Below are 13,142 nucleotides of genomic sequence, written 5' to 3'. Positions count from 1 at the left end.
CGGGCCGGATCCCGGTGCTGGCGTGGCCCGGGTCCTGGGGCCGTCGGCGGCTCGGCCCTGGGCCCGGTGCTGGCGTGGCCCGGGTCCTGGGGCCGTCGGCGGCTCGGCCCTGGGCCCGGTGCTGGCGTGGCCCGGGTCCTGGGGCCGTTGCCGGGGCCGGACCTAGTGCTGGTGTGGGCGGTTGCGGATGAGGGTGAGCGCGAGCACGGCGGTGACCAGGAAGACGATGCCGCTGATCCGCAGACCGGCCTGGACTCCGGAGGTCATGGCCTCGGCGAGCGCCGCCCGGACCGGATCGGGCAGCGGCTGGTCGCCTGTCGCGCCGGCGGCCACCGCCGCCTCCACGGCGGTACGGGTCGGCTCGCCTACCTGGTGGGCGGCAAGACGGTCGGGCAGGTCCGCCACCATCGTGGTGGTGAGCAGCGTGCCCAGCAGGGACGAGCCCAGCACCGAGCCGACCTGACGGGAGGCGTTTACCGCGCCGGAGGCCATGCCGGCCTGTGCGGGCGCCACGCTGGCCAGCGCCGCCGCCGTGGCCGGGGCCACCACCAGCCCGCTGGCGGCGCCGAACAGCACGAACAACGCCCAGCGGTGGTCGAACGTCGTGGTCGGCCCCTGCGCCGCCAGCCCGAAGCTGGCCACCGCGCCAAGCACCAGACCCAGAGTGAGTGGCGCCTTGAACCCGGTGCGCCGGATGGTCCGACCGGCGGCGAAGGCCACGAGCACGTACGCACCGAAGAGCACCAGCATCCGCCAGCCGGTGTCCAGCGGGCTGAGCCCCTGGGCACGCTCGTGGAAGAGGACGAGCAGGATCGCCACGCCGGTGAAGCCGAACAGCGACACCGCGGCGACGACCATGACGGCGCTGAACGACGCCGAGCGGAACAGCCGTACGTCCAGCATCGGTGTGCTGCTCCGCAGCTCGACCAGCACGAACGTGACCAGCGCGACGGCCGAGACGACCCAGGCGGTCCCCACCACGGGGCTGGCGTAGCCGTCGCGTCCGCCCTGGATCATGGCGTAGACGGCAGCGGCGATGGCGACGGTGCCGAGCAGCAGACCGGGCAGGTCGAGTCGTCCGGCGCTGGGCCGTGACTCGGCCACCCCGATCGCGGCGACGACGAGGGTGACGACGCCCAGCACGATCACCGACAGGTAGACGCTGTGCCACGAATGGTGACGCAGCAGCGTTCCGGCGATGAGCGGGCCGATCGCCAGCCCGATGCCGGAGGCGGCCGACCAGGCGGTGATGACCTCGGTACGGCGGTGCGGGTCGGTGAACGTGGCACCGAGGATCGCCAAACTGTTCGGCAGGATCAGGGCGCCGCCGAGGCCCGCGACCAGCTGACCGACGATCACCCAGGCCACCGTGGGGGCGCTGGCCACGACGGCGCCGCCGACGATCATCGCGACGACGCCGGCGCCGAACATGCGCCTGCGCCCGTAACGGTTGCCCAGGGTGGCGGCGGACAGCACCAGGCTCGCCACGACCAGGGTGTAGGCACTGGGGATCCAGATCACGGTGGTCGGGTCGACCCGAAGGTCGGCCTGGATCGTGGTCAGGGCGGAGACCGTCGCGGTGATCTGCAGGAAGGTGATCATCGCGCCCAGACACATGGCGATCAGGGTCACCGGCCGGGAGCCGCGAACGGACGTACGGGTGGTGACGGCCGGCCCGGTCGGGGCGGCATTGGCCGGCCCGGTCGGGGCCGCGCTCGCCGGCCCGGTCGGGGCGGCATTGGCCGGCCCGGTCGGGGCCGCGCTGCTGGTGGTCACAAGGCGTCCTCGGGTTGGAGTCCTGCTGGCTTGCCTATGCAAAAGTCAGCAGTTCCCCAGTGAATCACCTGGCTAGCTTCGGCGCAAGTCAGGTAGGCTGGGACACATGGAGGACCTACGGGACGACCGCGACTCCTGGTCGATGGAGAACTGCTCCGTCGCACGGGCGATGGACATCGTGGGCAGCCGTTCGACGATCCTGATCCTGCGCGAGGCACTGCTCGGCACGCGTCGTTTCGACGACTTCGTCCACCGGGTAGGCGTCGGCGAGCCGGCCATGGCGGCCCGCCTCAAGGACATGGTCGCCGCCGGCCTGCTCGAACGAATCCCGTACCGGGAACCGGGACAGCGCACCCGCCACGAGTACCAACTCACCCGCAAGGGCCACGAACTGCTGCCGGTCATCACCGCACTGCGCAACTGGGGCGACACCTGGAGCGCCGACGAAGCCGGCCCCGGCATCCTCGCCACCCACCACCACTGCGGCGAACCGGTGCGCGCGGTGCTCCGCTGCGCAGCCGGACACGACATCGAGAGCGGCGACATCGACATCACCGCCGGGCCGGGCCTGATCCGCCGCAACTGACACCCAGGCCCGACCGACCACCAACGGTGCTGCCACGCCCTGGCGGTCCGCAGCTCATGATGGTCTGACGGTTGCGGGCGGGCCGGCGGCTCCGGGCGGTCCAGCGGACGCACGCGGGCCAGCGACTCCCAGCGGCCCAGCGGCCCTGCGGTCCAGCGGTCCAGCGGTCCAGCGGCCTCAGTAGGCCCAGCGGCCTCAGTAGGCCTAGCGGCCCAGTGCCGCGGGCAGGCGGGCGGCCAGCGAGCAGGCCGGGCGCCACTGATGCAGGCCGGGCGGCTGGCGGGCCGGGCGTGGCTGGCGGGCCGCACTGCGGGCAGGCCAGACGCTACGACCGGATCGGACGCTACGACCGGGCCGGGCACTGCTGGCGAGCCGGGCACTGCGAGCGGGCCGGACGCTACGACCGGATCGGACGCTGCGAGCAGGCCGGACGCTACGAGCGGATCGGACGCTACGACAGGGCCGGGCACTGCTGGCGGGCCGGGCACTGCGAGCGGGCCAGCGGCTGAAAATCGATCGATCTTGGCGACTGGAATTGTCGTACACCTGTTCTAGTCTCGGGTCATGGTGGAGGAGTTGACGCAGGCCGAGAGTGCGGTGGTGGCCTGCGCCGACACCGCCGCGTGGGCCCTCCCCGCGGACGATCTCGTCGCCGCGCTCGACGCGACGCACCGCATCGAGCAACGCCTCGCCGCCGTCAAGCTCTCGCTGATCCGCGAGCTGGACGGCCGGGGCACGCCCGTCGCGCAGGGCGCGTCCTCCACGGCGGTGTGGCTCCGCGAACGACTGCACCTCACCGTTCCCACCGCCCGTCGCCTCGTCGACCTCGCCGCCGCGCTCGACAGCGGCAACCCGGGAGTACGACAGGCGCTGGCCGATGCCAACATCACGCTCGATCAGGCTCGAGTCATCGCCGACACCGTCGACACCGTGGGGAGCACCGCCGGCGCGGCGGTCGCCGACAAGGCGGTGGGTGTGCTCGTGGAATGGGCCGGGCAGTTCGACCCGACCCTGCTCCGCAAGCTGAGCATGCGGATCCTCGACCACGTCGCACCGGAGCTCGCCGATGCCGCCGCGAAGACCGCGCTGGAGGCTGAGGCGCGTCGAGCCGTCCGCGACCGCCACGTCACTCTGTCGACGCTCACCGACGGCCGTCTCCGACTCACCGGCACCCTCGACACCGAAACCGCCGGTCTGCTGCGCGCAGCCATCGATCCCCTGACCGCGCCGTCAGGTCCCGACGATCAACGCTCTCCCGGGCAACGCCGACACGATGCGCTCGCCGACCTGTGCCGGCTCACTCTGCGCACCGGCGAACTGCCCGAACACGGCGGCGAGGTCGCTCAGCTCGTCGTCACCACCAGCTTCGACGGCCTCGTGGGCCAGCTCGACGCGGGCACACTGGACACCGGCCTCGGGTTGACCCCGGAAACGGTCCGTCGGCTCGCCTGCGACGCCGCCATCCTGCCCGCCGTCCTCGGCGGCGGCGGCCAGGTCCTCGACGTCGGCCGCCAACGTCGGCTCATCACCGGCGCACTCCGCCGGGCACTCGTCCTCCGTGACCGTGGCTGCGCCTTCCCCGGCTGCGACCGCCCGCCACGCTGGTGCGACGCCCACCACATCCACCACTGGGCCGACGGCGGCGACACCAGCCTCGCGAACGCCGTCCTGCTCTGCGGCCATCACCACCGGCACATCCACCACGGCGACTGGACCGTACGGTTGGCCGGCGACGGCCGCCCCGAGTTCACCCCACCCGCCTGGCTCGACCCGGACCAACTCCCCCGCCGCAACCAGTACCACCGACGCACGTAGGCCCACCGGCCCGCCACCTTCCTGCTGCTCGCGGCGTTCCCGGTGCGCGCTCACGAGGTATCGGCAGAGACACGACCGGGACCACCGAGCGCAGACCGCAGAACCACCACGCCCAGACCCCGAAAGCGCCACCAAGCGCAGACCGCTGACCCGTCGCGCCCAGACCCCCGGAACCCCGTCAAGCGCGACCGGACCACCAAGCCCAGGCCCAGACCCACCGAGCACGACCGGAGCACCAAGCCCAGGCCCAGACCCACCGAACGCGACCGGAGCACCAAGCCCAGGCCCAGACCCACCGAACGCGACCGGACCACCGAGCGCAGGCCCAGTCCCACCGAGCACGACCGGACCACCGACCCAGACCCAGACCCAGACCCAGACCCAGACCCACCCACGGTGTGCCGGGCCAGGGCGCCGGCCGCCGGCAGGTCCGGATCCAGCACGACCGCAGCCCGTGTGCCGGGTGCACGCCGTGCAGTTGATCGTCGGGGAGGCCCGAGGGTGCGTCGGGGGCGTGCCGGTCAGCCGATCCGCTGGGCCAGCACCTGCCCCGGCCAGGTGCCCGACAGGAAGGTTTCGGTGGCCGTGAACCCGTGGCGCTCGTAGAAGGCCACCAACTCGCCGTCGCCGCCCGCCCAGCAGTCGACCCGCAGCAACTGCACGCCCGCTCGCCGGGTCTCCTCCACGGCGTGTGCCAGCAGGGCCGACCCGAGATGTCGACCGGCGAACCGTCGGTCGGAGACCAGCAGACGGACGTACCGCTCCGGCTCTCCCGCGGCCGCAATCGGCGCCTGCGGAGCAGGCCCGGAGTCCAACACCAGAGCGGCGGCCGGCGTGCCGTCCAGCTCCGCGATGTACGGGAGGTTCTCGGTCAGGTACCGATCGACCATCTCGACCCCGCCGGGCTTCTCCGAGAACGGCGTCGTGCCCCACTGCTCGGTGTTGCCACGAGCGTTCATCCAGATCACCGCCGAGTCGAGCATGTTCAGTACGGCGGGTGCGTCAGCCGGGCCACCGCGTCTGATCCGTATGCCGCGGGTGGTGTCGTCCATGGCGGAACTCTAATCCGTGGCTGTGGCCACTGGCCGAGCGTCGGGCGGGGCCGTGGTCGGGCCACAGGGGCGGGGCGCGGGGTCAGCATGCTGGCCGCCGTGGCACTGACCGCGGCCGGCCCTACGCCGAGGATCTGTGCCTTGGCTGTTCAGCCGGCACGCGGACGTCCGGCCTGACCAGCCTGCCCAGCAGCGCCGCCGCCCCGACCAGCAGCGGCCCGACCGCCCGGTACCTGGTTCAGCTCGCCGAGGAGTCGTTGGCGACGTACACCGGCGGGGTTGCGGGATCGCGGCGACCAGGAGAACCGAGCCGGCGCAGGCCGGGCCGTGGGTGGGTGCGGGTGGCGGGCCGCCGACCGGCGGCCCGCCACCCTCGGATCACAAGACGATCTGGTGTACGCGGTCGTCCGCGCCGCGCACGGCCAGCCAGGCGCTGCCGTTGGCGCCCGCGGCGGCCCCCGGGGCGCCCCGGAACGCGTCGGTGGCGAACTCGCCGCGACGGAACCAGCCGCCCCACGCCCCGTCGGTCAGGTTGCGCTGCCACAGCCGGTTGTCGGCGGCAAGCGCGAACAGGTAGACCCGTCCGGCCGTGGCGAGCAGCGTCGGGCTGCCGCTTGTGGTGCCGCCCAGGTTGGTCCAGGCCGACCAGGTGGTGCCGGTCCGGCTGCGCCACCACACCTCGTCGGTGCGGCTGCGCACGGCCACCTGCAACACGCCGGCGTCGTCGACGACAGCGCTCGGCCGGCCGTAGACCGGCCGGTCGTCGGGAGCGCCGATGCCGCTCCAACCGCTGGTCGGGGTACGCGACCAGAGCTTGCCGTCGGCGCCACGGACGATGAGCGTCCACTGTGTGGGGCCGGTCCACGCCACAGTCGGGCCGTCGGTGAGCGTGCCGCCGAGGCTCTGCCACGGACCCCACGTGCCGGCGACGTAACTGCGCTGCCAGGCGGCGTTGTCGGTGCCACGGACGAACACGTCGATCCGCCCGTTCGCCGAGGCGTACGCGGCCGGCTGGCCGAGGATCCGACCGCCGACCGGGCCGCCGAGCGAGGTCCACCCGGTCCCCCACGTCGTACCGGAGCGGGTGTTGACCGCCAGCGCGCCCTGCGCGTCGCGGACGAAGGCCGTGGCGTGCGTGTCGTCCACCCGGACCAGCGCGGGGCTGGCGCTGGCGGTGCCGCCGAGGCTGGCGCCGGCGACCTGGTCGGTGCCGGTGAGGCCGAGCATGGCCACGCCGTGCGCCGGGACCTCGACGGTGTACGAGCCGCTGAACGGCTGCACACCCGGCGTGCCCGGCTGGGCGTCCACGTCGGCGCGGGCCCACAGGTCACGAACACGGACCGACCCGCCGAGCGCGACGTCCGCGAAGGTCACGGTGATCTGCTGGGCGCTGTCGTACCTGTTGAGCAGCGCGACAGCCCGCTTGCCGGGCCCGGTGAGCACCTTGCTCCACACCTGCGCGTCGGTGCCGGTGTCGGCGACCTTGACGCCCTGTCGGACCAGCGGGTCCTGGTCCACTGCGACGATCTCCGGGTTGGTCAGCGCCGAGATCATCTCGCTCGGCAGGCCGCGCGGGTCGGAGCCGATCACCAGCGGCGCGGCCATGATGGCCCACATGCCGAGCTGCGTCTTGGACTCCTCCAGGCTCAGCTCGTACCCGCCGTCGGGCAGCGGGCGCATCGGCAGCAGGTAGTCCGGGTCGTTGTAGTGCCCCGGCCCGGTGGCCGCCGGGTGGTACGCGTTGACGTCCATGTTGCGCAGCACCCACGGGTACGCCCACTGCGGGCTCGGGTCGGTGAGCCCCACGTCGGTGTACGTCCGCCAGGAGTCGGCGATTGTCGGCGCGTACGTGTAGCTCCAGGTGGAGAGCTGCTCCGGGGTGTACGGGCCGCCACCCCAGTCCGAGCTGACCGGGTTGCAGATGTTGAGCAGCATCGGCCGTGGCGACTGGCGTACCGCCTGCGCCAGCTCGCGGAACGTGGCCTCCGGGTCGAGGCCGGCGGCCCGGCCGCACAGCCAGTCGGCCTTGAGGGCGTCGAAGCCCCAGCCGGCGAACTGCGCGATGTCGGCCTGGTAGTGGCCGTTGCTGCCGAGCCCACACTGCCCCGGCAGGTACGGGCCGGCGTCGGTGTAGATGCCGGCCTTCATCCCCAGGCTGTGGATGTACGCGGCCAGCGCGGCCATCCCACCCGGGAAGCGGGCGGGGTCGGCGACGAGCTGACCGGCCACGTTGCGCGGGGTGGGCGCGGCCCAGTTGCCGTCGATCCAGACGTACGTGTAGCCGGCATCGCGCAGGCCACTGCGGACCATGTGGTCGGCGACCGACCTGACTTCGGCCTCGGTGGGATCGCCACCGAGGCCGAAGTAGGTGTTCCAGCCCTGGTAGGGCGTCGGGGCGAGTCCACTGTCGAAGAACGTGGGCGCGCCCTGGTCCTCGGCTCCGGCGCCAGCCGGCGTGTGGCCGGGACGGCCGAACCCGTGACCAGCCTGCGGAGGGCCGGCCTGCGGAGGGCCGGCCTGCGGGAGGCCGGCCTGCGGAGGGCCGGCCATGGCCGGCGTGGGGCTGACCAGGCCCAGGCCGAGCACGGCCAGGGCGGCGGTCAGCGGTCGGTTCAGGCGCATGGAGGTACTCCTGTCCCTCGGGGGTGGGGGTGGTGGTGCTCCGGCCTCAGTCGCGGGTCAGCACGATGAGGTCGGCGTCGTGGGTCGCGCTCCACCGCACGGGCAGGCCTACCGCGGCGAGGTGGCTGCCCGAGTAGTGCCGGTCGCCGTCGGAGTAGCGGGCGGCCGGGTCGAGGCCGCGCAGCGGCAGCCGGACCGGGCGCGACGGAAGCAGGCCGGCGCCGTCGAGCCGGCCGGTGTGCCAGGCCAGTACGACCACCCGACGCTCGTCCGGCGCGGTGTACTGCACGGCGCAGCGGGCCTGGTCGGGGCCACCGATCAGGTGCACCTCGCCGCGGGTGACGACGTCCCGGATCTCCTTGTAGCGGGCGATCCAGTCGGCCGCCTCGGCCCGCTCGGCGGGAGTCCACGCACGGATGTCCGCGCCGATGCCGAGCACACCGGCCATCGCCAGCACGAACCGGAACGCAAGCGTTCGCGGTCGCGGGTCGAACAGGCCGGGCGCGTCGGTGACCCAGGAGCTGAGCAGGTGCGGCGCGTTGGCGTGCAGGAAGCCGTACTGGATGGCCAGCCGGTCCAGCGGGCCGGTGTTGTCGCTGGGCCAGAAGACGTCGGCGCGGGCGGCCATCGCCAGGTCGGTCCGCCCGCCGCCGCCGGCACACGCCTCGATCAGCACGTCAGGGTGGTCCCGGCGCAGCCGCTCGTAGATCCGGTGCAGGTTGGCGACGTGCGCGCCGTCCAGGTCGAGCGGGCCGACCCCGCCGGGGCGACCGGGCTCGGTACGCGGCCGGTTGAAGTCCCACTTCAGGTAGTCGATGTCGTACCGACGCAGCAGACCATCCACTGTGGAATGAACGAACTCGGCTACCTCGGGCCGGCCCAGGTCGAGCAGGTACTGGTTGCGGACCGGGGTGAGCGGCCGGCCGTCGACGACGTACACCCAGTCGGGGTGCTCGGCGTACAGGGTCGACTTCGGGTTGACGCACTCCGGCTCCACCCAGAGCCCGAAGTTCAGCCCGAGCGCGCGGACCTCGGCGATGAACGTGTCGAAACCGGCGGGGAACTTGGCCGGGTCGGGAGTCCAGTCGCCCAGACCGGCCGTGTCGTCGTTCCGGCCGACGAACCAGCCGTCGTCCACCACGAACGTCTCCACACCCAGCTCGGCGGCGATCCGGGCGAGCGCCAACTGACTCTCCGCCTCGACGGCGAAGTAGGTGGCCTCCCAGGAGTTGTAGAGCACCGGGCGCGGGGTGAGCCGGTCTCCGGCCAGCAGCCGCTGGTGGGTGTGCCAGACCTGGGCCAGCCCGTCCAGGCCGTCCGGGCTGTACGCGCCGGTGACCACCGGCAGGCTCAGCCGCTCGCCGACGGCCAGCTCCAGTGGGCCGTCGACCAGTTGGCGGCCGGCCCGCACCCGGGTCAGGCCGCCGGTGTCCCGCTCGGCGCTGATCTCCCACGAGCCGGTCCAGGCCAGCGCCATCCCCCAGGCCGGGCCGGCCGGGTCGGCGGTGTCGCGGACGGCCAGCCAGGGCACGTGCAGGTGCCCGGGTACGCCCTGGGAGCTGCCGATGCCGAACGTGCCGTGGCCCAGCTCGACATGCGAGAGCTGGAACTCCTGCGACCACTGCCCCCACTGGTGGCTGAGCAGCGCGCCGTGCGGCGTCGGTACGCAGAACCCGCCCGATCCGGCCCGGACCACCCGCAGCGGGGCGGTGCCGTCGTTGGTCAGCTCGACCCAGCGCTGCACCACGTCGGTGCCGTCGGGCACCAGGTAGTGCACCGTGGCGCGCAGTCCCGTCACCGGGTCGGCGAAGTCGACGGCCAGCTCCCGCTGGCCGGCGTCGATCCGCGCGTCGGTGTGCACGAAGCCCACCCGGCGCTTCCCGTCCACGGTCTCGATCACCAGGTCGGCGCCCGTGAACGGGCGGTCGGCGTCGGTGGCGTACTCGATGGGGGCGGCGTCCCCGGCGGTGAGGAACGGCACCGGGCCGTCGTAGGCGACCGGCGACGGCCCGTCGGAGACGCCGTGCGGCCCCCACGCGACAAGTTCCAGCCAGCGCCCGTGCGCGGGCACGGTGACCGTGTACTCGGTGTGCGCGCCGCGCAGCGTCCAGCGCTGCCCGGCCTCGGCGGTCACTTGACCGCTCCGAGCGCCAGGCCGGAGACGAAGTGCCGCTGGAAGCGCAGGAACACCGCGACTGTGGGAACGGCCGCGATGACAGTGCCGGCGGCGATGACGTTCCAGGACGAGACGAACTGCCCCTGGAGGCCGAGCAGCGCCGGGGTGACAGGCATGTTGTCGTCGGTACGCAGCACGGTGATCGCCCACAGCAGGTCGTTGAAGATCCAGGTGAAGGAGAGCGCGCCGAGGGCGGCCAGCGCGGGGCGGGTCAGCGGCAGCATCACTCGCGTGAAGATCTGCGCCGTGCCGGCCCCGTCGATGGTGGCCGCCTCCTGGATCTCACCCGGCAGGTCCCGCATGAACCCGTGCAGGACGAACGTGTAGAAGCCGAGCCCGAAGCCGACCTGCACCGCGATCAGCGCCCAGAGCGTGTCGTACAGGCCGGTCAACTCGCTGAACTTGGCCACCGGGATCAGCAGGATCTGCGGTGGCAGCAGGTTGCCGGCGAGCATCAAGAGCAGGATCGTCCGCCGGCCGGGGATCCGGAACCGACTCAGCGCGAACGCGGCCATCGCCGCGAGCCCGAGACTCAGCACCACCGACGGGACTGTCACCACCATGCTGTTGATCAGCGCCCGCAGCTCGCCGCCGTCGGTCCACGCCTGCCGGTACGTGTCCAGGGTGAACGACCGGGGCAGGCTGCCCACCCCGTGCGCGGCGATGTCGTCGAACGACCGGGTGGACATCACCACGACCCAGAGCACCGGGCCCAGCCAGAGCAGCGACAGCAGGATCATGCCGGTGTGGAAGGCCCCGGTACGGAGCTTGTTCATCACGCTTCCTCCCGGAACGCGCGGACCAGGTAGCCGAGGATGACCGCCAGCGCGAGCACGAAGATCACGACGGCGATGGCGGAGGCGTAGCCCAGCCGCAGGCTCTGGAACGCGGTCGAGTACATGTAGGTGCTCAGCAGCTCCGACGAGTGGTACGGGCCGCCCTTGGTGAGCGACCAGACGATGTCGAAGGAGCGCAGCGAGTCGATCACGATGACCGAGAGCACCACCGCGTTGACCCCCTTGAGCTGGGGAATTGTCACGTGCCGCAGCCGCTGCCAGGAGTTGGCGCCGTCCATCCGGGCCGCCTCGTGCAGCGCCGGGTCGATGGCCTTCAGGCCGGCCAGGAACAGCACCATGACGTACCCGATCTGCCGCCACAGGGCGGGCAGGATCACCGCGTACAGGGCGGTCTGCGGGTCGGCGAGCCAGGGCCGGATCAGGCTCTCCAGCCCGACGGCCCGCAGCAGCGTGTCGGCGATGCCGTCGGGTTGGTAGAACACCCGCCAGACCAGCGCGGTCACCACGAGCGAGAACACCACGGGGGTGAACAGTGCGGCCCGGTAGAAGCCGACCCCGCGCCGCTCCTTCTGCAGGACCAGCGCCATGCCGAAGCCGCCCAGCACGGAGAGCCCGCCGAAGAGCACCAGCCAGATGACCGTGTTGACAAGCGCGCCCCGGAAGGTGGCGTCGCCGGCCAGCTCGACGTAGTTGTCGGTACCGACGAAGGCCGGCGACGACATCCCGTCCCAGCGGGTGAGCGAGAACCAGAAGCCCTGGAGCGCCGGCCAGAACACCCAGACGCTCTCGACCGCGAACGGCACCAGGACGAACGCCACCAGCAGCGGCGACAGTCGCGCCGACCGTCGCCGCCGCCGGACGGGGGTGACCGAAGTCGTGGAGATCGTTGCTGTCACGTCAGCCCTTGAAGACCTTCTCGGCGCCGGCCTGCCACTCCCGCAGGATCGCGTCGATCTGGTCCGGCTTGTCGATGAACTTGGTGAGCGCGGTGTCGGCGGTCGGCTGGAGTGCGTCGCTGGAGTCGCGGTTGAAGAACTGGGTCAGCTCCTTGGCCTCGTCGAGCATCGCCTTGCCCTTGGCCACGAGCGGCGAGTCGGACGCCTTGGCCTTCGGGTTGGCCGGCAGGACGATGCCGGAGCTGGCCTTGACGTACGCCTCCTGCGCCTCGGTCGAGGCCAGGTAGGTGAGCAGGGCCCGGGTGCCGGTCGGGTTGGCGGTCTTCGCGCTGGCGAAGAAGCCGTCCGTCGGCGCCTCCTCGGCCAGCGGCACCGCCGGGTCGATGATCGGGAAGCGGAAGAAGTCCAGGTCGCCGAGGGCGTCCTTGGGCGCGGCGTCGGCGAAGAACGTGCCGATCAGGAACATCCCCGTCTTGCCGGCCAGCAGCGCGGTGGTCGCCTCCTGGAACGGGTACGCCTTGCCCTTGGGGTCGAAGTAGGGCAGGGCCTCCCGCCAGCGGGTGAACACCGCCTTGACCTTCGGGTCGTCGAAGCGCTGCTTGCCGGCGAGCAGCTCGCGGTGGAACTGCGCGCCGTTGATGCGGATGTTGAGGTAGTCGAACCACGCCGAGGCGACCCACGGGGTGTCGCCGAGGCCGATGCCGATCGGCGGGACGCCCTTGCTCTTCAGCGTCTCGCAGACCGCCAGGAACTCGGTCCAGGTCTTCGGCTCCTGCACGCCCCACTTGGCGAAGTTGGACTTGCGGTAGAAGAAGCCCCACCAGTAGTTGTTCATCGGCACGAAGATCTGCTTGCCGCTGGCGTCGGTGGAGAGGGTGCGCAGCGACTGGGGGTAGTCGCCAAGCGACTTCCAGACGTCGGAGACGTCCAGCAGCAGATCGCGGCTCGCGTAGTCGTTGGCTACCGAACCCGCGTACCAGGTGTAGAGGTCCGGCGGGTTCGCCGAGGTGAGGTACGTCGGGAGCTGGGTCCGGAAGGTCTCCGAGGCGATCGTGTTGAGGCTCGCCGTGCCCTTGCCCTGCTTGTTGAACGTCTCGATCAGCTTCTCCATCGCCGCCTTGGCCTGCGGCGAGGAGAGGTTGGACTGGATGGTGACCGCGCCCGAGCCGCTGCCCGTGGCCGGCCCGCTGGCGGAGCTGGCGCATGCGCTGAGGAACGAGCTCGCGCCGAGCGCACCCAGGCCGGCGAGCCCGAGGTGGCCAAGGAATCGCCGGCGACCGGGGTCGAAGTCGCTCACGGTGGTGTCCTTCCTCTACGACACGCAGCGTCACGACGCGATGTGTCGGCCAGGTGAATGTGTGTGACCAGAAGGTTGCATCGGCCGTCGCCGACTGTCAAGATATCTTCGTAATTAATGATTAG

At 72.0% G+C, this 13,142-nt stretch carries 10 protein-coding genes; 3 read left to right on the top strand and 7 right to left on the bottom strand.

Annotation, left to right across the window (positions count from 1 at the left end; genetic code table 11):
- Window positions 1-162: 162 nt before the first annotated feature.
- Window positions 163-1,776 carry an MFS transporter gene (locus tag MILUP08_RS04220; RefSeq protein WP_007455025.1) on the bottom strand — a complete coding sequence of 538 codons (1,614 nt, stop codon included), beginning with the start codon at window positions 1,774-1,776 and terminating at the stop codon, window positions 163-165.
- A gap of 106 nt (window positions 1,777-1,882) precedes the next feature.
- Between MILUP08_RS04220 and MILUP08_RS04215 the strand changes: the two genes are divergently transcribed.
- From MILUP08_RS04215 to MILUP08_RS04205, 3 genes are all read left to right on the top strand, one after another.
- Window positions 1,883-2,362, top strand: coding sequence for a winged helix-turn-helix transcriptional regulator (locus MILUP08_RS04215; protein ID WP_007455020.1), 480 nt, complete (start codon window positions 1,883-1,885; stop codon window positions 2,360-2,362).
- Window positions 2,363-2,652: 290 nt separating this feature from the next.
- Window positions 2,653-2,871: a hypothetical protein gene (locus MILUP08_RS04210; protein ID WP_007455018.1), complete on the top strand. Its 219-nt coding sequence runs from the start codon at window positions 2,653-2,655 to the stop codon at window positions 2,869-2,871.
- A gap of 55 nt (window positions 2,872-2,926) precedes the next feature.
- The gene (locus MILUP08_RS04205; protein WP_007455016.1) at window positions 2,927-4,177 is read left to right on the top strand and encodes an HNH endonuclease signature motif containing protein; all 1,251 of its coding nucleotides are present in this window, start codon (window positions 2,927-2,929) and stop codon (window positions 4,175-4,177) included.
- 521 nt (window positions 4,178-4,698) lie between these two features.
- Here MILUP08_RS04205 and MILUP08_RS04200 read toward each other — a convergent pair.
- From MILUP08_RS04200 to MILUP08_RS04175, 6 genes are all read right to left on the bottom strand, one after another.
- Window positions 4,699-5,229 carry a GNAT family N-acetyltransferase gene (locus MILUP08_RS04200; protein WP_007455015.1) on the bottom strand — a complete coding sequence of 177 codons (531 nt, stop codon included), beginning with the start codon at window positions 5,227-5,229 and terminating at the stop codon, window positions 4,699-4,701.
- A 378-nt stretch (window positions 5,230-5,607) separates the two neighbouring features.
- Window positions 5,608-7,851, bottom strand: coding sequence for a DUF8189 domain-containing protein (locus tag MILUP08_RS04195; RefSeq protein ID WP_007455014.1), 2,244 nt, complete (start codon window positions 7,849-7,851; stop codon window positions 5,608-5,610).
- Window positions 7,852-7,897: 46 nt separating this feature from the next.
- Window positions 7,898-9,985 carry an alpha-galactosidase gene (locus MILUP08_RS04190; RefSeq protein WP_007455013.1) on the bottom strand — a complete coding sequence of 696 codons (2,088 nt, stop codon included), beginning with the start codon at window positions 9,983-9,985 and terminating at the stop codon, window positions 7,898-7,900.
- Entirely contained in the window at window positions 9,982-10,803 is an 822-nt protein-coding gene (locus MILUP08_RS04185; RefSeq protein ID WP_007455012.1) for a carbohydrate ABC transporter permease, read from the bottom strand. The genes MILUP08_RS04190 and MILUP08_RS04185 overlap by 4 nt, the downstream gene beginning before the upstream one ends.
- Window positions 10,803-11,720 (bottom strand): carbohydrate ABC transporter permease, encoded by a 918-nt coding sequence (locus MILUP08_RS04180; protein ID WP_007455011.1) that lies wholly within the window; start codon window positions 11,718-11,720, stop codon window positions 10,803-10,805. Before MILUP08_RS04180 ends, MILUP08_RS04185 begins: the two co-directional genes overlap by 1 nt.
- A 1-nt stretch (window position 11,721) precedes the next feature.
- Complete coding sequence (locus tag MILUP08_RS04175) at window positions 11,722-13,017, bottom strand: ABC transporter substrate-binding protein (RefSeq protein ID WP_007455010.1); 1,296 nt, start codon at window positions 13,015-13,017, stop codon at window positions 11,722-11,724.
- Between the last annotated feature and the right edge of the window lie 125 nt (window positions 13,018-13,142).

This window comes from Micromonospora lupini str. Lupac 08 (assembly GCF_000297395.2).
Taxonomy (GTDB): Bacteria; Actinomycetota; Actinomycetes; order Mycobacteriales; family Micromonosporaceae; genus Micromonospora; species Micromonospora lupini.
This window is presented reverse-complemented; position numbering and strand designations above follow the sequence as displayed.